General features: G+C 57.7%; 19 protein-coding genes and 1 tRNA gene. 14 read left to right on the top strand and 6 right to left on the bottom strand.

All coding sequences use genetic code 11. The features are described 5' to 3' along the window. Window positions 1–12 precede the first annotated feature (12 nt). Window positions 13–2,184 (top strand): ATP-dependent DNA helicase UvrD2, encoded by a 2,172-nt coding sequence (locus tag HMPREF1206_RS04760; RefSeq protein WP_016422234.1) that lies wholly within the window; start codon window positions 13–15, stop codon window positions 2,182–2,184. Window positions 2,185–2,210: 26 nt separating this feature from the next. Here HMPREF1206_RS04760 and HMPREF1206_RS04765 read toward each other — a convergent pair whose 3' ends face one another. Beyond that, a complete protein-coding gene (locus HMPREF1206_RS04765) occupies window positions 2,211–3,146 on the bottom strand; it encodes a TOMM precursor leader peptide-binding protein (RefSeq protein WP_042388472.1) in 936 nt (311 codons plus the stop codon). Between the two features lie 68 nt (window positions 3,147–3,214). On the opposite strand from HMPREF1206_RS04765, the gene HMPREF1206_RS04770 reads away from it, so the two are divergent. Further along, window positions 3,215–3,745: a YgjP-like metallopeptidase domain-containing protein gene (locus tag HMPREF1206_RS04770; protein WP_016422236.1), complete on the top strand. Its 531-nt coding sequence runs from the start codon at window positions 3,215–3,217 to the stop codon at window positions 3,743–3,745. 4 nt (window positions 3,746–3,749) lie between these two features. Here the strand turns inward: HMPREF1206_RS04770 and HMPREF1206_RS04775 are convergent, their stop codons facing one another. Further along, the gene (locus HMPREF1206_RS04775) at window positions 3,750–5,252 is read right to left on the bottom strand and encodes a zinc-dependent metalloprotease (protein ID WP_016422237.1); all 1,503 of its coding nucleotides are present in this window, start codon (window positions 5,250–5,252) and stop codon (window positions 3,750–3,752) included. Between the two features lie 139 nt (window positions 5,253–5,391). Here HMPREF1206_RS04775 and HMPREF1206_RS04780 point away from each other — a divergent pair, with 139 nt between their 5' ends. After that, entirely contained in the window at window positions 5,392–6,465 is a 1,074-nt protein-coding gene (locus HMPREF1206_RS04780) for a PDZ domain-containing protein (RefSeq protein WP_016422238.1), read from the top strand. Between the two features lie 38 nt (window positions 6,466–6,503). Here HMPREF1206_RS04780 and HMPREF1206_RS04785 read toward each other — a convergent pair whose 3' ends face one another. The 3 genes from HMPREF1206_RS04785 to HMPREF1206_RS04795 all read right to left on the bottom strand — a co-directional run bounded on the left by HMPREF1206_RS04785 (window position 6,504) and on the right by HMPREF1206_RS04795 (window position 8,842). Beyond that, entirely contained in the window at window positions 6,504–7,931 is a 1,428-nt protein-coding gene (locus HMPREF1206_RS04785; RefSeq protein WP_016422239.1) for a sodium:alanine symporter family protein, read from the bottom strand. Window positions 7,932–8,000: 69 nt separating this feature from the next. Then, window positions 8,001–8,426: a CrcB family protein gene (locus tag HMPREF1206_RS04790; protein ID WP_016422240.1), complete on the bottom strand. Its 426-nt coding sequence runs from the start codon at window positions 8,424–8,426 to the stop codon at window positions 8,001–8,003. Continuing rightward, complete coding sequence (locus HMPREF1206_RS04795) at window positions 8,423–8,842, bottom strand: CrcB family protein (protein ID WP_231367178.1); 420 nt, start codon at window positions 8,840–8,842, stop codon at window positions 8,423–8,425. The genes HMPREF1206_RS04790 and HMPREF1206_RS04795 overlap by 4 nt, the downstream gene beginning before the upstream one ends. Before the next feature lie 282 nt (window positions 8,843–9,124). Here HMPREF1206_RS04795 and pgm point away from each other — a divergent pair, with 282 nt between their 5' ends. From pgm to HMPREF1206_RS04825, 6 genes are all read left to right on the top strand, one after another. Then, window positions 9,125–10,780, top strand: coding sequence for a phosphoglucomutase (alpha-D-glucose-1,6-bisphosphate-dependent) (gene pgm / locus HMPREF1206_RS04800; RefSeq protein WP_016422242.1), 1,656 nt, complete (start codon window positions 9,125–9,127; stop codon window positions 10,778–10,780). A 54-nt stretch (window positions 10,781–10,834) separates the two neighbouring features. Continuing rightward, complete coding sequence (locus HMPREF1206_RS04805) at window positions 10,835–11,275, top strand: MauE/DoxX family redox-associated membrane protein (protein ID WP_016422243.1); 441 nt, start codon at window positions 10,835–10,837, stop codon at window positions 11,273–11,275. A gap of 144 nt (window positions 11,276–11,419) precedes the next feature. Continuing rightward, complete coding sequence (locus HMPREF1206_RS04810) at window positions 11,420–12,151, top strand: thioredoxin domain-containing protein (protein ID WP_016422244.1); 732 nt, start codon at window positions 11,420–11,422, stop codon at window positions 12,149–12,151. A gap of 175 nt (window positions 12,152–12,326) precedes the next feature. Next, a tRNA-Ala gene (locus HMPREF1206_RS04815) sits at window positions 12,327–12,402 on the top strand. A 135-nt stretch (window positions 12,403–12,537) separates the two neighbouring features. Continuing rightward, a complete protein-coding gene (locus HMPREF1206_RS04820; protein WP_016422245.1) occupies window positions 12,538–12,972 on the top strand; it encodes a pyridoxamine 5'-phosphate oxidase family protein in 435 nt (144 codons plus the stop codon). A 179-nt stretch (window positions 12,973–13,151) separates the two neighbouring features. Then, complete coding sequence (locus HMPREF1206_RS04825; RefSeq protein ID WP_052317807.1) at window positions 13,152–13,748, top strand: TetR/AcrR family transcriptional regulator; 597 nt, start codon at window positions 13,152–13,154, stop codon at window positions 13,746–13,748. 65 nt (window positions 13,749–13,813) lie between these two features. On the opposite strand, the gene nadE is transcribed toward HMPREF1206_RS04825, so the two are convergent. Next, on the bottom strand, window positions 13,814–14,665 hold the full coding sequence (gene nadE / locus HMPREF1206_RS04830; RefSeq protein ID WP_016422247.1) for an ammonia-dependent NAD(+) synthetase: 852 nt from the start codon (window positions 14,663–14,665) through the stop codon (window positions 13,814–13,816). Window positions 14,666–14,703: 38 nt separating this feature from the next. On the opposite strand from nadE, the gene HMPREF1206_RS04835 reads away from it, so the two are divergent. From HMPREF1206_RS04835 to nrdE, 5 genes are all read left to right on the top strand, one after another. Further along, window positions 14,704–16,185, top strand: a complete 1,482-nt coding sequence (locus HMPREF1206_RS04835) for a sugar porter family MFS transporter (protein ID WP_016422248.1) — start codon at window positions 14,704–14,706, stop codon at window positions 16,183–16,185. Between the two features lie 251 nt (window positions 16,186–16,436). Further along, window positions 16,437–16,559: a type B 50S ribosomal protein L36 gene (gene ykgO, locus HMPREF1206_RS04840; protein WP_005511141.1), complete on the top strand. Its 123-nt coding sequence runs from the start codon at window positions 16,437–16,439 to the stop codon at window positions 16,557–16,559. A 753-nt stretch (window positions 16,560–17,312) separates the two neighbouring features. After that, on the top strand, window positions 17,313–17,537 hold the full coding sequence (gene nrdH / locus HMPREF1206_RS04845; protein ID WP_005511161.1) for a glutaredoxin-like protein NrdH: 225 nt from the start codon (window positions 17,313–17,315) through the stop codon (window positions 17,535–17,537). An 85-nt stretch (window positions 17,538–17,622) separates the two neighbouring features. Beyond that, on the top strand, window positions 17,623–18,045 hold the full coding sequence (gene nrdI / locus HMPREF1206_RS04850) for a class Ib ribonucleoside-diphosphate reductase assembly flavoprotein NrdI (RefSeq protein WP_016422249.1): 423 nt from the start codon (window positions 17,623–17,625) through the stop codon (window positions 18,043–18,045). Window positions 18,046–18,218: 173 nt separating this feature from the next. Next, window positions 18,219–20,363, top strand: a complete 2,145-nt coding sequence (nrdE, locus tag HMPREF1206_RS04855) for a class 1b ribonucleoside-diphosphate reductase subunit alpha (RefSeq protein ID WP_172620253.1) — start codon at window positions 18,219–18,221, stop codon at window positions 20,361–20,363. The last annotated feature ends 27 nt before the right edge of the window (window positions 20,364–20,390 follow it).

Here is a 20,390-nt window from a genome sequence, read left to right on the forward strand (position 1 = left end):
CCAGTTTAAAAAATGGGGTCTAACAACTTTTTGACTTACTCAGAGGCGGATGTGAACGAGCCGGATTATCTAGCTGGGCTGGATCCAGACCAGCGCGAGGCAGCAACGGCTCCGATGGGGCCGGTGTGCATTCTTGCTGGAGCCGGTACAGGTAAGACCCGAACAATTACTCATCGCATCAAGTACCTCATTGACCAGGGGTTTGTGCAGCCGCAGAAGGTATTAGCGGTGACATTTACCTCGCGTGCAGCAGGGGAGATGCGCGACCGCCTGGCAAAGATGGGAACGCCTGGAGTCCAGGCGCGTACTTTCCACTCGGCAGCTCTTCGCCAGCTGCGCTACTTCTGGCCCCAAGTCGCCGGTGATATGCCCTGGCAGCTGTTGGATGACAAGAAATTCCGTGTTGTCGCCCAAGCAGTACGTCGAGTGGGCCTGGACACCTCCAAGGAAACAATCCGCGATGTCATGGGCGAGATTGAGTGGGCGAAGGCGACTTTGGCCGGTGCGGATCAGTACCAGGCCGCGTTGCGGGAACATGGGCGCACGGCGCCTCTGTCTGCGGAAAAAATTGTCGATTGCTATCGCGCTTACGAGGACATAAAAACCACTCCTGACGGGCTATTGCTTGACTTCGACGACCTACTCATTCACACCGCCGGTGCGATGGAGAATTCCCGTGCAGTGGCGGAGGAATTCCGCAACCAGTATCGGTGCTTCGTCGTCGATGAGTACCAGGATGTCACCCCGTTACAGCAGCGAGTTCTCAACGCCTGGCTGGGAGACCGTGACAACCTCACAGTTGTCGGGGACGCCAACCAGACGATTTACTCCTTCACAGGTGCGACTCCGCAATACCTGATGAACTTCTCTCGGGACTACCCCGAAGCTACAGTGGTCCGCCTGCAGCGGGACTACCGATCGACCCCACAGGTCGTCGAGCTGGCCAACAATGTCATCGGCCGTGCGCAGGGGCGTATCGCCGGTTCGCGGCTGAAGCTGATTGGGCAGCGTGAAGACGGCCCGGAGCCGACTTTCAACCAGTACGACGATGAGCCGATGGAAGCTCGCGCGACCGCGCGCAGCATTAAGCGACTTATCGACGCGGGTACGCCGGCATCGGAGATTGCCGTTTTGTACCGCATCAACGCACAGTCCGCAGTTTTTGAGCAGGCTCTGTCCGAGGTAGGAGTCGCCTACCAGGTTCGTGGCGGGGACGGTTTCTACCAGCGTCCCGAGATTCGCGATGCCATCGCCGCACTTGTGCGAGTTTCCCGTTCCTCACGGACCGTTCCGACATTGCAGGGCACGAATCTATTGGATTTGGTCAAGCAGGTTTTCGCGGGTCTTGGCATGACTGACCAAGAGCCGGAAGGCGCTGGTGCCAGGGAACGTTGGCAGTCACTACGCGCCCTATTTGACCTGTGTAAAGACATCGTTCATGCCAACACCGAGGTCAATATCCAGGCGCTCCTCGGCCAATTGCACACCCGGCAGCAGGCCAAACATCCACCGACGCTGGATGGCGTGACGCTGGCTAGCCTGCATGCAGCCAAGGGGCTGGAGTGGGATGCGGTGTTCCTCGTTGGGCTTACCGACGGTTCGCTGCCTATCCAACATGCGCTGAATAAATTCGACCGTTCTCCTGCGCAGGGGGCGGAAGCTATCGAAGAAGAGCGCCGTCTGTTCTATGTCGGCATTACTCGAGCCCGCGAACATCTGGAGCTATCTTGGTCATTGTCGCGGACAGAAGGCGGCCGCAGGTCACGTCGCCGCACACGATTCCTCGATGAACTCGACATTGATGTCTCTGACTACTCGGCTGAGGCACAGCGAAGCTCAAGGAGCTCTAGTTCCCGCAGTAAGCGTCAGCAGTCCAAACAGTGCAAGGGCTGTACTAAGCCATTGCACACCGATGCCGAGCGGATTTCAGGGCGTTGTGAAGAGTGCCCAGTCAGTGCGGATCCTGCACTACTGGAAGCATTGCGTGCATGGCGCTTGGAAATGTCGAGGGAAATGACGGTCCCCGCATTCGTAATCTTCTCCGATGCGACCCTTCTGGCCATCGGTGAGCAGCAGCCGACTACGCCGGAGGAACTTCTGCAGATTCCCGGAATTGGAGAAGCGAAGCTCAATCATTTCGGCGAAGGCATCTTGGGAATCGTCAATTCTTTCGTGAATTCCTAGTCAGATTCTGCTCAAGGCACTTCGAATTACATGAACTGCATCTGCGAGTTTCCATGACCACACACTGGGCACTGCGGGTGGGGAGCAACAGTAGTGCGAGTGATATCGAGGCTTTCCAGATCTATGCGCACCTCCGTTGCACATAGATCTGAGAGATCCGGCCGCCGCAGCTGCCCAACCAACAGTGGCACCGCTGTGTTCAGCCATTCCGGTGCGGCCACGGGCGTAAAAGTGCGAAGCTGTAGCGCAATCAGTGCCCGGACGGGGTCGCGGTCTCGTCGATAAGCTTCGAAACACATCGAGCAGGGTCCTTGACCTGGTTGAACAAGTGGCCCAAGAATCAGTGCCCCATCGCGGAAATGCGTGTGCAGATGCTCAATTCCACGATGAAACAGAGCGCGAACCAAGGGCATGCTCGGTACTTCCATGCCCGTGACCACCGCGAGCCCGATCTCTTCCGGTGTGGATTGAGATATTTTCAGCGTCGCATTGCGGGTGGGCGACATTGCCGTCGTCCAACTACCACAACCCGTGCGACGAAGCTCCTTTAAAAGTCCGGTGCGCAAGCTGTCCCGACCAATCAGCGTAATCCTCCGCCGTGTCGGTGGTTTTTGGACCAGTGCGGCTCGGTGAAGGTCGGAGATAAGTGCGGTAATGAACTGCGGTGACAGTTTGTCGTGACTGTCAGTAAAGGCCTCGCTTAAGGTGCTACCTCTATGAGCTGCAAGAAGCGCCGAGAAGACAGGCCCCGGCGGGGTGCCGTCGGAAAGCGGCAGAATCATGCTGCGCTCCGGTTCCACGCCGAACTGAATCCGCGCGCCTGGGCGCATGACAATCGGTACCTCCGGCCGCAGCGCGTAGTCCGTGGCAGGCGCGGCAAGTGTTTGTGCCGCGGGTGTGTGCGAACCTATTACGCCAGCCGTACCATCCCGCCCCCGAGACGTATCCCTGTATTCCCCCATAAAAATATCTTTTACCCCGGGGCCAGCTTTTACGCAATCGCAGCGCAGAGCATATACGCTTAAAAAGCATGAGCACCAAGCGACCTGAGTACGGCCCGGATGTTGAGGTTCGGCGCTCGAAGCGCCGCCGCCGTACTGTGTCCGCCCGCGCGGAGGGAAACCGGATCATTGTCATGGTTCCGGACGATCTCAGCGCCGCTGCGGAAAAACAGCAGGTCAATGAAATTGTTGCGCGAGTGCGGAAGAAAGTTGGCAGCAACCTGGATAATTCCGAGCTGGAGCGCCGCGCACGGCTGCTCTCTCGTACGGTGCTGGAAGATCGCCCGCGGTTCGAGTCAATCAAATGGGTCAAGAACATGTCGCGCAGGTGGGCATCCGTCACCGGCGGTGTCGATAGTCCTGGGCGCATTCGCATTTCGCACAGGCTTGCCGACGTCCCGGGGTACGTCCTCGACGACGTCATTGTGCACGAACTGGTGCACACTTTCGTCGACGGTGGTCATACCGAAGAGTTTTGGTATTGGGCGGCAAAAGCCCCGTACCACGAACGGGCACGGGGCTATTTAGAGGCGTATCAGCGCTGGGGAACCCAGAGCTAACTCGCTACTTATCGTCGTCGGCGTCGCCAGAATTGTCCTCGTCGGCGTCACTGTCGTTGCCGTCAGCCGCGCGCTTTTCGGCTTCTTTGCGCAGCTGCTCTTCAAGCTCTGCGATCGGGTCGAAGTCATCGTTTTCCGAGCCGCCAAGAACCGAGTCAATAAAGGCCGCGGGTTCATCCAAATCCTCTGCCACGGGCAGGAAGTCCGGGTGATCCCAGACCTTGTCGCGTCGCTCGATGCCCACAGCGGTGGTCAGACGGTGCCACAAGTTGGTTGCCTCACGCACCTTGGGGGATCCGAGGTCAATGCCGGTGGCTTTCTCCAGTGCCTGTTCAGCACCTTCGGTGGCGCGGCGACGACGCCAGGCTTCATCCAGCTGTGCGGCACCCGATAGACGCTCACCGAGGGCATCGGTGACAACCATGTCCACCCATCCTTCGACCAGTGCTAGCAGCGTCTGGAAACGAGTACGAGCATTCTCGTTACGAGAACGAATCTTCGGGCTCAGATCCATATTCTGCAGCTCGCTCATAGCCTCCTGCATACGCTGCGGATCCTGCATGTTCTCAATATCCAGACCGCGGGCGGCCTCTTCAATCGCCGAGTAATCGATGACGATGCCGGCAGCGTATTCCTCGACAGAGGAAATCATGCGTTCAGCCAGCCATGGCACACGGTCGAAGAGACGTTGGTGGGCAGCTTCGCGGGCAGTGGCGTAGATAAACAGATCGCGCGCTGGAACCTCGAGTTCCTCCGCGAGAGCGACGAGATGCGTTGGCAGCAGTACCGCCGCACCAGTGGTGTGTAGCGGCAGCCCGAGGTCAGAACCAGTCAGGCTCGTCTGTGCCAACTCCGCCAGCGCATTTCCTAGCTGAGTACCGAAACTCATCGAGTTCATCTGGCGCATGATGCCCAGCATCGGCCCCATCATCTCGCGAGCTTCCTCTGGAACGCCTTCGAGGGAGGCATCACTCATGCGGCTGGCGACGGGATCGACAAGGCGAGTCCATGTCGACTTGGTGTTCTCCAACCACTGCAGGCTATTCCACGCTTCTACGCGGTTGACACCAGCCGGCAGGGAGGTGACATCATCTAGCCACAGTTCTGCCAGGCGCAAGGAGTCAGTCAGCGCTTCGCGGGCCGAGTCCTTCACCGGAGCCGGGTTACCAAGACGGGTCCGCGCAACGCGCTCGGCCGCATCGTAGTTGACAGGGCCAGAGTTAGACTCCTGGAACCGCTGCCCCATGCCGGAGAACATTTCGCCGAACTGGTTGAGAATATCGCCCAAGTTCGGCTGGTCCCCCTTGCCGGAGGCGCCGCTGCCGGGCTGCCCGGGGCCGCCGAAACCGAAGCCCCCGGCGCCGCCCATGCCACCGAAGGGAAACCCGAAGAAACCGAAAGGACCGCCCTGGCCGCCCTGACCGCCCTGGCCGGAGTCATTGTTGCCAGCGTCGTCACGATCGTCATCATTGTCGTTCGGACCAAAGCCAAATCCGTTAGAACTCATGCTCCCACCGTACCGGGCAATGACCCGCGTGAGTACTTAAAAGCACCACTTTATTGGCAACTTCGCGCCCAGCGAACAGACACGGACAAGATTCATCAGGTGTCCAGTAGGCAGATAGCGAGAATGTAGGGTGTTATTTGTGAATCGTCGTACCCAAACTCTTGTTGCGGGCGCTGTGCCCATCGCCGCGTTGGCAACTGTGCTCTCGCTGCCAACGCTGACAGTGCCCTATGCCGCGCAGGGGCCTGGCCCGGTCTTCGATGTCCTCAGCGATGTCGAGGGCAAGAGCATTATCTCGGTCAGTGGCAGTGCTGCGGACTCCGAACGCTCTAAGGGCACGCTGGATATGACAACCGTCGCAGTCAGACATAACCTGACATTGCCGCAGGTCATTGGCCTGTGGTTCAATCGTGACAACGATATCGTCCCCATTGAGGCGGTCTTCCCTCCGGGCCAGAGTCAGGACGAGGTGGAAGAGGAGAACAAGGCTGCATTCACCGAGTCGGAGGCCAACGCCACCTCCGCTGCGCTGGCACATCTCGGGTTGCCGATGGAAGTCACCGTCGCCTACACAGTGCCGGATAGTCCCGTCGATGGGCGACTGCATGAAGACGATGTGATTCTCGCCGTGGATGGGGTGGCCGTAAGCAAGCCTGAGCAAGTCAAGGCGATTATTGCCGGACGCAACCCGGGCGATACTGTCACGTTGAGGGTCAAGTCTGCGACCGTCGACAAGCAGAAGACTGCTAAGGGCGAGGACTCTGACCCCGAGAAAGCCGTCGATATTTCTGTGACACTGGCGGAAAATCCGCATCAGAAGAATGCCGCGCTGCTCGGCGTTGGGATGGGGGCGCAATCCGCGGACGACACCAAGGTTGAGTACCAGCTCAGCGGCATTGGAGGTCCGTCGGCGGGTCTCATGATGACGCTCGGAGTGATTGACAAGCTGAGTCCAGGCGATTTGACCGAGGGGCAGCACCTCGCTGGCACCGGCACTATTGACGCTGCCGGCAACGTGGGCGAAATCGGTGGCATTACACACAAAATCTCGGCCGCCCGAGATGAGGGCGCCGAGATGTTCTTCGTGCCGGAAGGCAATTGCGCAGAGGCTGTGACTGCCGACCGAGGCGATATGAAGTTGGTAAAGGTCTCTGTGCTTGGCGACGCGCTTGCGGCAATCGAAAAGCCGGAGACCGCGCAGACCTGCTCGTAGTTTTTGCCGTAGTCCCTACGAGCAGCTGCTAGTTTCAGCTAGTTCTTGCTGAAGGCCTCGAAGTTTTGCTGAGACTGCCATTTATCAATCTCTGCAGCCGTTGCGCGCAACTGCGGGTCAAATTTGAGGTAGGCCTTTGTCTCGCGCGCAATGAGCCCGGACAGGACAATCAGACCGATGAGGTTCGGTAGCGCCATCAGACCGTTGAGAGCCGAGGCGACGGACCAGACGGTTTCCAGATGAGTAACAGCGCCGACGAAGACTACGCAGGTGAAGACCGCACGGTAGAGACCGGTGCCGCGGCGACCGACCAGGGACTCGAATGCGCGCTCACCGTAGTAGGACCAGCCCAGCATGGTGGAGAATGCGAAGAAGACAACCGACAGCGTGACGATTGTGCCACCCCAGTGGCCAGGCAGTCCGCGGGAGAATGCCTCAGCAGTCAGAGCGCCAGTGTCGACGTTGCCATCCTGCCAAACACCGGTGCTGATGATAACCAGGCCGGTGAAGGACACGACGATGATGGTGTCAATGAAGGTCTGAGTCATGGAGACCAGACCCTGACGAACCGGGTGAGTGGTCGATGCGGCGGCAGCGGCGATAGCACCGGAACCCAGGCCCGACTCGTTGGAGAACAGGCCGCGGGCAACACCCATCTGCAGGGCGAGAATCAGCGTGGATCCTGCGAACCCACCAACAGCCGCGGTGCCGGTGAAAGCATCGGTGAAGATGAGCTTGAAGGTCTCGGGCAGCGCCGAGACATTGGCGACGAGCACCCACACGGCCGCACCGATGTAGAGCACAATCATCATCGGCACAAAGCCGGCGGTGATGCGGCCAATCGACTTAATGCCACCCATCAGAGCTGCGCCTACCAGGATGAACATGATCATGCCGGAGAGCGTCGGATCGATGTCGAAGCTGTTTTCCAGGTTCGAGGCCACGGCGTTGCCCTGGGTCAGGTTGCCGATACCAAACGCTGCCAGCGCAGCGAAGACGGCGAAGAGAATGCCCAGCGTCTTACCAAAACCATTCGGGATGGCCTTGCGCAGGTAGTACTGCGGACCACCGGACTGTTCGCCAGCTGCATCGACCTGACGGTACTTCACGCCCAGGAATGCCTCGGAGTACTTCGATGCCATACCTAGCAGGCCGGTCACCCACATCCAGAACAGCGCACCGGGTCCACCCAGGCCGATCGCGGTAGCGACACCGACAATGTTGCCGACACCGACTGTTGCCGCGAGAGCCGTCGCAAGCGCCTGGTAGTTGGTGATATCTCCCTCGGCGTCTTCGTCGTTACGGTCGATGAGTCCGAGACGCAGTGCCGGGCCGAGTTTGACCAGGTGAATTGCACCCAGGCGAATGGTCAAAATGATTCCGGTGCCGATCAGCGCGGGGATCAGGAGATACGGACTCCAAATAAAACTATCCGCCGCTGAGGCAAAATCGCTGTAGCTTTCCATGCTGTGGAACTTTACTGGTAGATAGCCTTAATCCGATCATTAAATTCTCAGAAAATGATTATTGTGCTACTAATTCGTCACAAGTGGGGGTAAACACATTCCGGCGAAAGCAAAAACTATTCCGCCAATCAGTGTGAGAGCAAGGTACCCACATGCCCTCCAAAAGTGTTGGTTCTTAAGGCGTACGATCTCTCCGGCGAGTGTGGACCACGTCGACAGGCCGCCGGCGAAGCCAATCATTACCGTCGCATAGGCCAGGGCAGACGTCATGCCATTGCTTACCGACGTTCCCCGCGACCACACCACAGCAGCGACACCGGCGACGAAGCAGGCAATCATATTCGCGGTCCACGTTCCGGGCAGTTTGGAATCAGCCCACTTCACCGCAAGTTCGGCCAGCGCATAGCGCAGCGCTCCACCTACTGCCGCGCCAACTGCGATAGCGAGAATGGCAGAGAGCGCCGAGGAAAAAGAGCCGAGGAGATTACCGGTCATTCCGCGACCTCCCGTGCGCACTTGGTGCCCAGCCAGTAGGCGAGAGGGCAGCACAGCAGGTGAATAAGTCCGACGCTCACAATCAGTACGACTGACGTGTCCGCTTGCACCAACAAGAGAATGACAAATGCGGAGAAAGTGGTGAAACCGCCACAAAAGCCAGTACCGCAGAAAGCGGAAAGCCGAGGATTAGCAAACGCGATACTGCTGACCAGGCCGAAGAGAAAGCAGCCCAACAAGTTGATGACAGTGGTCGAAAATGCGCTAGTTCCCGAGCTCACAATCGCATCGATTGCCGCGTCGAGCAGAAAGCGACTTACCGCGCCAATAGCGGCACCGCCGGCGACAACCAGGGCCATGAGAACCTGCGCCCGTCCTGCTGATGGCAGTTTCGCAGCGACAGATTCCTCATTCACGGTAAAAACGCTAGCACAGTGGCGAAAGGGGAGGTAGGCGCCGACAATTCGGAATCTTTCACCAGGAGGTGTTCCCGTCGGCACGCGACAATCTACCTACTGCACCCTATTGCAGGGGCGAGTTTGCCTTACCGAGTGGTTCTTGCCATGCGCGCCGACCCTAAAACGGGGACACTGGGGAAGAGGAAGCGCATTTAAATCCGGTTTCCCCATTCCGGCCGGCTCGTCGGCGGTGAAATCGGTGGTTGCGCAGTTCGCCGATTCAGCAGGAGGATACCCACAATGGCTCATGAGCGCGCCGGGCAATTGGCCCAGCCATCCGACCTTATCGATGTCGCGGAACTGGTCACTGCTTACTACACAAAGCACCCGGACCCGAATAACCCCGACCAGAAGGTCGTCTTCGGTACTTCCGGTCACCGCGGTTCCTCCCTCGACGGCGCTTTCAACGAAGACCACATTCATGCCACCACTCAGGCCATCGTGGATTACCGCAAGGGCCAGGGCATTGAAGGCCCGCTCTACGTCGGTCGCGATACCCACGGCCTGTCCGAGCCGGCAATGATTTCCGCCCTCGAGGTGCTCACGGCCAACGGCATCACCGTGATGGTTGACGCTCAGGATCGCTACACGCCGACTCCGGCCGTCAGCCACGCGATTCTGACGTACAACCGCGACGTGGAGGGAGGTCCGACGGGGAGTAGCTCCGCGCGTGCCGACGGCATCGTGATTACCCCTTCCCACAATCCGCCACGGGATGGTGGTTTTAAGTACAACCCGCCGACTGGTGGTCCGGCGGACGCGGATGCGACGGACTGGATTGCAGCTCGTGCTAATGAATACTTGGCTAAGGGCCTGGATGGGGTTAAGCGCCAGCTGGTGGATAAGGCCGGAGACCTCGTCGTAAAGCACGACTACCTCAACGCATACGTGTCGGACCTGCCGAATGTTGTCAACCTCGACGCCATCCGTGATGCCGGCGTGCGTATCGGCGCCGACCCAATGGGTGGTGCGTCGGTGGATTACTGGGGCGCAATTGGCGATGCGCATAACCTAAACCTGACCGTGGTCAATCCGCTGGTTGATGCGACCTGGCGTTTTATGACGCTGGATACAGACGGCAAGATTCGTATGGACTGCTCCTCGCCGAATGCGATGGCGTCCTTGATTGGTAACCGCGATAAGTTCGACATCTCCACCGGCAATGACGCGGACTCCGATCGCCACGGAATTGTCACACCGGACGCGGGTCTTATGAACCCGAACCACTACCTGGCCGTTGCCATTGACTACCTCTTTGCGCACCGTCCGGGCTGGTCGCAGGAGACCGCGGTCGGTAAGACGCTGGTGTCTTCGTCGATGATTGACCGCGTCGTTGCCAATTTGGGCCGCAAGCTCGTGGAAGTTCCAGTCGGTTTCAAGTGGTTCGTCCCGGGTCTGCTCGGCGGCACCATCGGCTTCGGCGGTGAAGAATCCGCTGGTGCATCGTTCCTGCGTCACGACGGAACTGTGTGGTCTACCGATAAGGACGGCATCATCCTGGATCTCCTGGCCAGCGAGATCAAGGCCGTGACTGAGAAGACTCCATCACAGCTCTACGCAGAGCTCGCCGATAAGTACGGTGCCCCGGCTTACGCCCGCACCGATGCGGACGCAACCCGTGAGCAGAAGGCAATCCTGAAGAAGCTCTCGCCGGAGCAGGTCAAGGCCGACACCCTGGCAGGGGAGACCATTACAGCCAAACTGACTGAAGCACCGGGCAACGGCGCTGCGATTGGTGGCCTCAAGGTGGTTACGGAGAACGCTTGGTTCGCGGCACGTCCGTCGGGCACTGAAGATAAGTACAAGATCTACGCGGAGTCCTTCAAGGGCGCAAATCATCTGGCACAGGTTCAGGCTGAGGCGCAGGACGTGGTCTCGGCAGTTCTGAACGGGTAATCGGTAACCGTTGGGCTAGCTGTAAACAGTTAGCCTGTACTAACATTTCTATGTATGAAGAATTTCGTAGGCGTGGTGGCACGATTCGGCCTGGCTGCAGTTTGGTTGTACTCGGGTCTTATCAAACTGCTGAACCCGCTGGAATCGCGTCAGGCAGTTCAAGCTTATGAGCTGCTGCCGAGCGATTTGGTGCCGATGGTAGCGGTTGCGCTGCCCGCTTTCGAAGTTATCCTCGGACTCCTGCTGGTATTGGGGCTTTTCCTGCGCCCGGTAGCGGTGTTGTCTGGCGCGCTCTTGCTGGTGTTTATCGGCGGCATTATATCGGCGTGGGCGCGCGGCCTGCAGATTGACTGCGGGTGCTTTGGTGGCGGTGGCTACGACGAGAACGCTGGCCCCGCTACGTATCTGACGGAAATCGCCCGAGATATAGGTTTTCTGGCCTTGGCAGTATTTGTGTACGTATGGCCGTGGAAGAAGTTTGCCATTTACGCCTAGTCCGCTGGCTAGAGGGGAAGCCTAGGGGATAGGCCAGGGGAATGGGGCAAGGTGATGGGGCCTAGCGATGTGGCCTAGCAACCATTTCTGTTTTCTCAGGCGCAATTGTGTCATTGGCAAGAAAACACCGCTATCGTAAGCGGTGTGAGTCAGAAGATTAAGAATCCAAATGAAAAGGGCAGTGGCTTCGTCGTCGGCCTGATTGCTCTTCTTGCTGTCGTTGCAGTTGTTATTGGTGGCGTTATCTACATCGGCCGGTCGCAGCCGATTGAGGGACTGCCAGATGAGGACGTCGACTTCTCCGTCGCACTCGACGGCGATGTCATCCGACTGAGCAAGGACGGCGCCGAAGGGGCTAAAACAGCCACGATTTTTGAGGACTTCTCGTGCCACTACTGTGCTCAGATGAGCGAAGAGGGCCACGATGATGAGCTCAAGGCGCTAAACGACGGCAAGCTTGTCGCTGAATACCGCACGCTGAACTTCCTGGATGGTCAGGAGAAGGAGCAGCGTGACGGTCACTCCACTCGCGTCTTCGCGGTTGCCCGCAAGATTGCTGAGACCGGTGATGCTCGCGCATATTGGAACTTCCGCACGATGATGATGGCTGACCAGCAGAACTCTGTCACGTGGAGCGATGATGAGTTGGCTGACCGTCTGGAGCAGCTCGGTGTTGCTGACGAAATTGTCAGCGAAGTCCGTTCCGGCATCGACACCACCGAGGCTAAGGCAAGCGCAAATGCTAACTTCGATGACCTTGAGAAGCGCTTGGGCAAGGTTTCCTCACCGCACGTCTTTGTCGATGGCAAGGATATTCTGGAGAACATTTCCGGTGATGGCGGACTGGGGCAGTGGGTCAAGGTGGCCCTGCGCTAGGTTCCGTGCACGCTCACACGATTCATCTTCAGTTCATGTTCGGCAGATCTGCTCTAGGGCACTCGGCGAATACGTAAAAGAGTGTTCTACATGCGGATTTGGTGATACATGACAGTGCCATGTAGCCTTTGAGGAGTCCACAGCGGAGGGTGAAAGCCACTTCGATGTTGATTCTGGGGCTATGGCGCAGCTGGTAGCGCACCACACTGGCAGTGTGGGGGTCACGGGTTCGAGTCCCGTTAGCTCCACCAGTATGAAAACCCTCGGTCGAAATGACCGGGGGTTTTCTTGTATCTACCCTGGGGTAGTGTGCTCGCCGTTTACCTCAATGATTGGTAATCCGTATGGCTGTAGCAACTTTGTCTGAACGGTGGAATACTGGGGGTATGGCACACAACGACTCCGTTATTCAGAAACTGTCCACCGAAGAATCCCTTGAGCTGCTGGCTACGCAGACTTTTGGGCGCCTGGTTGTTCGTCGTAAAGACGATATGGATCTTTTCCCGCTGAACTACGTTGTTCATGAGGGGAGCATTTACTTCCGCACTGCCGAGGGGTCGAAGCTCTTTACTGTTTCTCTGAACCACGATGTTCTTTTTGAGGCCGACTTTGTTGACAAGGATGCTCAGAAGGCCTGGTCGGTCATCGTAAAGGGTGACGCAGAGGTTCTCACCTCCCGCGCGGATATTAACGCTGCAGATGAGCTGCCGCTGAAGCCCTGGCTGCCGACGTTAAAGTACAACTACGTGCGCATTACCCCGAACGATGTTTCGGGTCGCCATTTCCACCTCGGGGAGGAGCCGAATCGCTACGAAGTGTAGCGGTGGCATACGGCACTTTTGCTTTACGACGGTGGGGGCTCCGTCGTGAAGCAAAGCTTGTAGCGTGCAAAGGCAGCTTTTAGTGACTGAGCACCGCCGTTAGCTGTTTTTTAAAAAATTGTTGGGTTAAATTACCCAAAAGCGCCCTAAGTGAGATTCAACGCGTTACAGTCGCAAATGTGACGTGCACCATAGAATCGACCGATGGGGTGCCAGCGCAGCCCGATGTGCGCAGGCAGTCCCCACGTATGCAGAAGATCGTAGATGAAGCGCGCGCGATGCTGCGCGAATCGGGCTGGAGTGCTATCAGCATGCGCCGCCTAGCGGCGCGGCTCGATGTGAAGGCGCCATCGCTGTACAAGCACATCAGCGGCAAAGAAGAGCTCCTTCAGCTGCTGCTGACCGAGAGCCTCGAGAATCTGGGCAAGCGTATTCACGCTGCCATTGATGAGGAATGCACTTCGGCGTCTCTGCTGCAGGCGTACCGCCAGGCAGTTCTCGACGATCCGCATGGTTACCGGCTGATGAGTCGCACTAATTTCGTGAATGTCGTCTCGCCTTCGTCGTTGGATGCCTGGATTCGTGATGCATTCATTAAGGTTGCCGGCGATGAGCCTAAGGGATTGGCCATGTGGGCGTTCGCCCACGGTTTGGTGACCGCCGAGCTCGTCCAGGATGGTTCACCTGCGCTGGAACCCAGCGCCGAAGCCGGTGTGGCAGACAGCTTGGCCGCAGTTGGGGCTATTTGGGACGCTGGAGCGGAGGCCTTCTCTTAAGGGGTTTCTCTTAAGGGGTTTGCTGCTCTGTCCGGGACGCTAGATCGGTGGCCCGGGGCAGTAGCCTAGCGCCACCAGGAATCGGCCGGTCCGGGCGGGACGGCTCGCTTGTGCCGGGAAATGGAGTAGAGGTGCTCGATTCGCGCGGCATCCTCATCTGAGACAGCCTTGCCTTCGAGGTAGTCGTCGATGGCGGTATAGGTCACCCCGAGCGCAACTTCGTCGGGAAGCGCAGGGCGGTCTTCTTCCAGGTCGGCCGTCGGCACCTTCTCCCACGTACTGGCTGGTGCGCCGAGGTGACGGAGTAAGGCCGCGCCCTGGCGCTTGCTCAGCCCCTGCAGCGGGACGAGGTCGCAGGCGCCGTCGCCGTGCTTGGTGTAGAAGCCGGTGACCGCCTCCGCGGCGTGATCTGTGCCGATGACCAAAGCGCCGTCAACACCCGCCACTGCGTACTGGGCAATCATTCGCATGCGGGCCTTAATATTTCCCTTGTTGAAATCGCTGATAGCGCTGCCGGCCAGGGCATCGGTGACCTGGGTGGTTATCGCGGCGGTGGCCGGTGCGATATCGATAGTTAGCCTTTGGTCAGGCTGAATGAATTGCAGTGCCACCTGTGCGTCGTCCTCATCGGCCTGGACGCCGTGGGGGAGGCGAATGGCAATGAAAGTGGCATCCTCACCGCCGTCGCGAAGCTTTTCGACGGCCAACTGCGCTAGACGCCCGGCCAGCGTGGAGTCTTGGCCGCCAGAAATTCCGAGCACGAATCCCTTGGCGTGCGCGGTGCGGAAATAATCGCAGAGAAAATCGACTCGGCGGCTGATTTCCTCGGCGGCATTGATGGTGGGCTGGACGTGGAGGTCGTTAATAATCTCCGACTGGAGGGGATGCGGGAAATCCTGTGTGCCTACTGGGGTCATGAGCCTCACTCTACCGCTAGTTCCGGACGGGAAAAGGGATGATTTTCCTGCCAGAAGAGTGCCAAAACTCTCATCTTTATCGAGTAAGTGCTGTTCGGATAGGGGGTCTTTGCCTGGACGGTGGCAAGATTTCCAGCGTGAGTACAACCGAACAGAATAAGACTGGACCGAACCGGGAAACCACCACATCTCGGTCGATAGCCGTGGCTATCATCGCCGCTCTGGGCGGCCTCCTCTTTGGTTACGACACCGGTGTCATCTCGGGCGCGCTGCTGTATATCCAGCGCTCTTTTGAGCTGACTCCAGGACAGGAGTCCACTGTCACCGCCATGCTCTTGGTCGGTGCGGCTATCGGTGCGTTCCTGGGCGGTCGCGTAGCGGACTCCCTGGGGCGCCGTGGCACCATCCTGCTCGGAGCGGTCGGCTTCATCATCGGCAGTATCTGGTGCGCTTTCGCTGCTAGTGCGTTTTCGCTGGGTGCTGCGCGTACTTTGCTCGGCGTCTGTATCGGTGGTGTTTCCATCGTCGTACCGATGTACATCTCCGAAATGGCACCACCGCATGTGCGTGGACGCCTGGTCAGCCTGAACTCGCTGATGATCGTGATTGGTCAGCTGGTGGCGTTCCTCACCAACTCCGCCCTAGCCTCCTCCGGTAACTGGCGACTCATGCTTGGATTCGGCGCTGTCCCCGGCATCGTGCTGCTCATCGGCATGCTGGTTCTGCCGGACACACCGGCCTACCTCGTCCGTCGAGGACAGGAGGGCAAGGCGCTGGCCGTGCTGCGTCAGATGCAGGGAGATGAGGCGACCTTGGCTGAGGTTGCCGTTGGTGAGGCGTCGTCAAGCGCCGATCAGCGTGCAGCAGAGCGTCTGGCTGTGAAAACCCCGTGGGTGCGACGCACCGTCATCATTGCGATGCTGATTGGCGTGACGCAGCAGGTCACGGGTGCGAACGCGATTATGTATTTCGCGCCGACGATGATGAACAAGGTTGGCTTGTCGACGGAAAGCTCTGTCTACACCTCCATCATCATCGGTATCGCCTCGGTGATCTCGTGTGCAATCGGTATGAGCATTATTGACCGCGTTGGTCGCCGGCGAATGCTGATTATCGGTTTGGTGGGCTGTGCAAGCTCGCTGCTCGTGCTGGCGCCCGTCTATGGCCTGTCGAGTAACTCTTCGACGGGTGCCATGATGTCGCTTCTGCTGATGACTGTATTTATCGTATTTCAGCAGGCGGCTGTGTCGGTGGCGACCTGGCTCCTGATTTCCGAGATTGTCCCGACAGAAGCCCGTGGCCTGGGTATGGGGCTGGCAGGGCTCGCGCTCTGGGTTGCGAACTGGTTTGTGGCGCAGGCATTTCTCCCGATGGTGGATGCTGTCGGTGGTGCGTGGTCATTCTTCTTCTTTGCCATCACGGGTGCGATTGCGCTGGTATTCACCATCAAGGCGGTGCCGGAGACTTCTGGCAAGACACTTGCCGAGGTCCGCGAGTACATGATTGCCGCTGCCAAATAGAGAAGCGGAGGCAGTTGCAACGTGGGGAGTTGCAATTTTGGGGTTGACCGTCAAAGGACATGTTTCCCCCGGATTTTTGGAGTTATTCCGCTTATTAGGTAGTATGGCAACTCGTGTCGTAACGCATACTCTTTGATATTTCTTCGGATTATCAGGAAGGGTGCGTTGCCAGGCAGTCACTGGGGTGATTGTCCGGGGAGAGTGCAGTGTGCACATTCCCGTTTCGGAGCCGAGTAGAAAGGAGCGCCCGAATGAAGGTCCGCAAGTCCCTTCGGTCGCTGAAGAACAAGCCGGGCGCTCAGGTCGTGCGCCGTCGTGGCAAGGTCTACGTGATCAACAAGAAGGAGCCGCGCTTCAAGGCCCGCCAGGGCTAAGCCTTATTTAGGCTAGCGCGAAGCAAATAGCTTCCTCATTTATTGCCAAAACCGCAATCTGAAGTCGCAGTTTTACTGTGGCTAAAGGTTGCGGTTTTTGGTTTTTAGGGAGGGGAGGTTCAGGCGGTTACTGCGTTTATGGCTGGCGGCGGTGGGGCGATGGAAGTTACTGACTACGTTTATGACAGAAATGGCTCGAAAAATGGCTTGAAAGTGTCATAAACTTACACAGTTTCACATGTGCAGCCCGTGTTCACATGTGCAGCCCGTGATTTTTTGAGATCGCTGCTGAGTCCGAAGTTGGGCAGGGGAGGGACAGGGAAGGGGAGGGGCGGTGCGGCGCCTGGTATTGGTGTGATTGGCCTCGAGCCGTCTTGCAGTAATTGGTTTAACCAAAATGCGCCGATAGTTGTTTTTCTACGATTTTCTAGAATTTTTAGCGTGAAATTACAAGGTTGTGGTGCGTCTGTGTACAACATCTTGTGCGCCAGAGATCTCCGAACAGGGAATACCATGGTTGTGAGTACTACATCTAGTATGACTAGAGTTTTCTAGGCACCAAGTGTAGTGTTTTCGATGTCGAGCCAAGGATAGCTAAAAGGATCTGTCGGCCACCCGTACTCGGTTTCTCATGGACCTCCGGGAGCTTTCAGTCATTCAATCAATCCGCTGATTCCTCGGCCGCTTCCGTTGTTTGTACGAAGTCGATCCGATTCATTGGTCTTACTCAAAGCCAGAAAGTTTGTGAGAGTCATGGTTACCGTTTACAGCAAGCCTGCATGTGTCCAGTGCCGCGCTACCACTCGCGCCCTCGATAAGGCTGGAATTGCCTACGATATCGTCGACATCACCATGGATGATGAGGCTCGGGATTACGTCATGGCTCTCGGTCATCTCCAGGCGCCGGTCGTTGACACTGGCACTGAGACCTGGTCGGGTTTCCGCCCGGACCGCATCAAGGCTCTCCAGGCAGCTTAAGAATCACACACCTCCCCGCAGATTTCGTTGACCACCCGGGAAACGAAGATTGCGGGGGTTTTGCGATGTAAAGGGTGAAGCTCTCATGCTGGTGGTGTATTTCTCCTCGGCGACGGGGAATACACACAAGTTTGTTGAAAAGCTAGATATCAAAAATGCCCGCATTCCCATCCGTCGTAATGAGCCGGAGCTTATCGTCGATGAGCCCTACGTCCTCATTTGCCCGACTTATGGTGGCGGCGCTTCCATCAGCGGCGGTAACTCAAGGCCAGTTCCTCCGCAGGTCATCAAATTTCTTAATAATGAGCACAACCGCTCTTTCATCCGAGGTGTGATTGCTGCCGGCAATCTCAACTTCGGTGAGGACTTCTGTAAAGCAGGGGATGTCATCTCCTACAAGTGCAAGGTTCCATATTTATATCGCTTCGAGCTGATGGGAACCGACCATGATGTGCAGCGAGTCAGAGAAGGGCTAGAGGAGTTCTTCCACGGTAGAGCCAGCGCTTAAGTTGGCTAGCCTCAGTGTCGAGGGAAGGGGCACTGAGACAACCGAATGGGTGCGCTCGCGGAAGCCGTCGTAAAGCGGTGCGCGAGGAAAATAGCTAGATTGGATTGCTCTGGGCAGTGATTGAACAGACCCTGCGCAGGCAAATGAATATTAAAGGAGTCAACGTGTCGGAAATGGGCAAGCAGGTCGCGGAGCCGGTGGGCGAGGACAAGCTGGATTACCACGCGCTCAATGCGCTGCTGAATCTGTACGGTGAAGACGGCAAGATTCAGTTCGATAAGGACCGCATGGCTGCGCGACAGTTCTTCTTGCAGCATGTCAATCAGAACACTGTGTTCTTCCATAACTTGCGGGAGAAGCTCGATTACCTGGTAGAGAACCATTACTACGAGGCTGAGGTTCTGGAGAAGTACGAATTTGAGGACGTCAAGGCGCTGTTCAAGCAGGCCTACGCCCACAAGTTCCGTTTTCAGACTTTCCTGGGTGCTTACAAGTACTACACCTCGTACACGCTGAAGACTTTCGACGGCAAGCGTTACTTGGAGCGCTACGAAGACCGTGTGTGCATGGTTGCTCTTACGCTTGCCGACGGCGACTTGGGGCTCGCGCAGCACCTGGTTGATGAGATCATCGCCGGACGCTTCCAGCCTGCTACTCCTACATTCCTCAACTCCGGTAAGGCCCAGCGCGGCGAGCCGGTGAGCTGCTTCCTGCTGCGTATCGAGGACAACATGGAGTCCATTGGCCGCGCCATCAACTCCTCGCTGCAGCTGTCCAAGCGCGGCGGTGGTGTGGCGCTGCTGCTGAGCAACCTGCGTGAACAGGGCGCTCCGATTAAGCACATCGAGAATCAGTCTTCCGGTGTCATCCCGGTTATGAAGCTGCTGGAGGACTCCTTCTCCTACGCTAACCAGCTGGGTGCTCGCCAGGGAGCAGGCGCTGTCTACCTGCACGCGCACCACCCGGACATCATGCGCTTCCTGGATACCAAGCGTGAGAACGCGGACGAGAAGATTCGCATCAAGTCGCTGTCGCTCGGCGTTGTCATTCCGGACATCACGTTCGAGCTGGCCAAGCGTAACGACGACATGTACCTCTTCAGCCCGTACGATGTCGAGCGTGTCTACGGTAAGCCGTTCGCGGACATTAGCATCACCGAGAATTACGCGGATATGGTCGAGGACCCGCGTATTCGTAAGCAGAAGATCAACGCGCGTCAGTTCTTCCAGACCATCGCTGAGATTCAGTTTGAGTCCGGCTACCCGTACATCATGTTCGAGGACACGGTTAACCGCGCGAACCCGATTGAGGGCCGCATTAACATGTCGAACCTCTGCTCGGAGATTCTGCAGGTCAACACCCCGTCGACCTACAATGCGGACCTGTCCTACGAGCACGTGGGTGAGGACATTTCCTGTAACCTCGGTTCGCTGAATATTGCGATGACCATGGACTCGCCGGACTTTGGTCGCACTGTCGAGACTGCCATCCGTGGCCTGACTGCGGTCAGTGAGCAGACTTCTATTGACTCGGTGCCATCGATTCGCAAGGGCAACGACGGATCTCACGCCATCGGCCTGGGGCAGATGAACCTGCACGGCTACCTTGGCCGCGAGAAGATTATGTACGGCTCGGAAGAGGGCCTGGACTTCACCAACGCCTACTTCGCAGCAGTGCTCTACGCAGTCCTGCGCGCATCCAACAAGATTGCTCGCGAGCGCGGTCAGAAGTTCGTCAACTTTGAGAACTCTGACTACGCCAGCGGCAAGTACTTCGATAACTTCGATCCGGCAGAGTTCCAGCCGAAGACTCAGCACGTCAAGGAGATCTTCGAGAACTCCACCGCGCACATTCCGGACGCTGAGGACTGGGCGCAACTGAAGGCCGACGTCATGGAGTACGGCCTGTTCAACCGTAACCTGCAGGCAGTGCCGCCGACCGGTTCGATTTCCTACATCAACAACTCGACCTCGTCGATTCACCCGATTGCATCTCAGATTGAGATTCGCAAGGAGGGCAAGATCGGTCGCGTATACTATCCGGCTCCGCACTTGGACAATGACAACCGTGAGTACTTCCAGGACGCCTACGAAATCGGCTACGAGAAGATCATTGACACTTACGCGGTCGCTACCAAGTATGTTGACCAGGGACTGTCGCTGACCTTGTTCTTCAAGGACACGGTGAGCACTCGTGACCTCAACCGTGCGCAGATTTACGCATGGCGCAAGGGTATTAAGACTCTGTACTACATCCGCCTGCGTCAGGTTGCGCTGGAGGGTACTGAGGTCGAGGGTTGCGTATCCTGCATGCTTTAAGCAAGCGTGCTTGAGGGCTAGGCATCT

The organism is Corynebacterium sp. HFH0082 (assembly GCF_000411235.1).
Classification (GTDB): domain Bacteria; phylum Actinomycetota; class Actinomycetes; order Mycobacteriales; family Mycobacteriaceae; genus Corynebacterium; species Corynebacterium jeikeium_D.

Bases quoted from the DNA above. Each gene is read 5' to 3' on its own strand.
- nrdE (WP_172620253.1), top strand. From the start codon at position 18,219: ATGGGCAAGCAGGTCGCGGAGCCGGTGGGCGAGGACAAGCTGGATTAC.
- HMPREF1206_RS04775 (WP_016422237.1), bottom strand. From the start codon at position 5,252: ATGAGTTCTAACGGATTTGGCTTTGGTCCGAACGACAATGATGACGAT.
- nrdI (WP_016422249.1), top strand. From the start codon at position 17,623: ATGCTGGTGGTGTATTTCTCCTCGGCGACGGGGAATACACACAAGTTT.
- nrdH (WP_005511161.1), top strand. From the start codon at position 17,313: ATGGTTACCGTTTACAGCAAGCCTGCATGTGTCCAGTGCCGCGCTACC.
- HMPREF1206_RS04785 (WP_016422239.1), bottom strand. From the start codon at position 7,931: ATGGAAAGCTACAGCGATTTTGCCTCAGCGGCGGATAGTTTTATTTGG.
- pgm (WP_016422242.1), top strand. From the start codon at position 9,125: ATGGCTCATGAGCGCGCCGGGCAATTGGCCCAGCCATCCGACCTTATC.
- HMPREF1206_RS04765 (WP_042388472.1), bottom strand. From the start codon at position 3,146: ATGGGGGAATACAGGGATACGTCTCGGGGGCGGGATGGTACGGCTGGC.
- HMPREF1206_RS04770 (WP_016422236.1), top strand. From the start codon at position 3,215: ATGAGCACCAAGCGACCTGAGTACGGCCCGGATGTTGAGGTTCGGCGC.
- HMPREF1206_RS04805 (WP_016422243.1), top strand. From the start codon at position 10,835: ATGAAGAATTTCGTAGGCGTGGTGGCACGATTCGGCCTGGCTGCAGTT.
- HMPREF1206_RS04835 (WP_016422248.1), top strand. From the start codon at position 14,704: ATGATTTTCCTGCCAGAAGAGTGCCAAAACTCTCATCTTTATCGAGTA.
- ykgO (WP_005511141.1), top strand. From the start codon at position 16,437: ATGAAGGTCCGCAAGTCCCTTCGGTCGCTGAAGAACAAGCCGGGCGCT.
- HMPREF1206_RS04760 (WP_016422234.1), top strand. From the start codon at position 13: ATGGGGTCTAACAACTTTTTGACTTACTCAGAGGCGGATGTGAACGAG.
- HMPREF1206_RS04790 (WP_016422240.1), bottom strand. From the start codon at position 8,426: ATGACCGGTAATCTCCTCGGCTCTTTTTCCTCGGCGCTCTCTGCCATT.
- HMPREF1206_RS04820 (WP_016422245.1), top strand. From the start codon at position 12,538: ATGGCACACAACGACTCCGTTATTCAGAAACTGTCCACCGAAGAATCC.
- nadE (WP_016422247.1), bottom strand. From the start codon at position 14,665: ATGACCCCAGTAGGCACACAGGATTTCCCGCATCCCCTCCAGTCGGAG.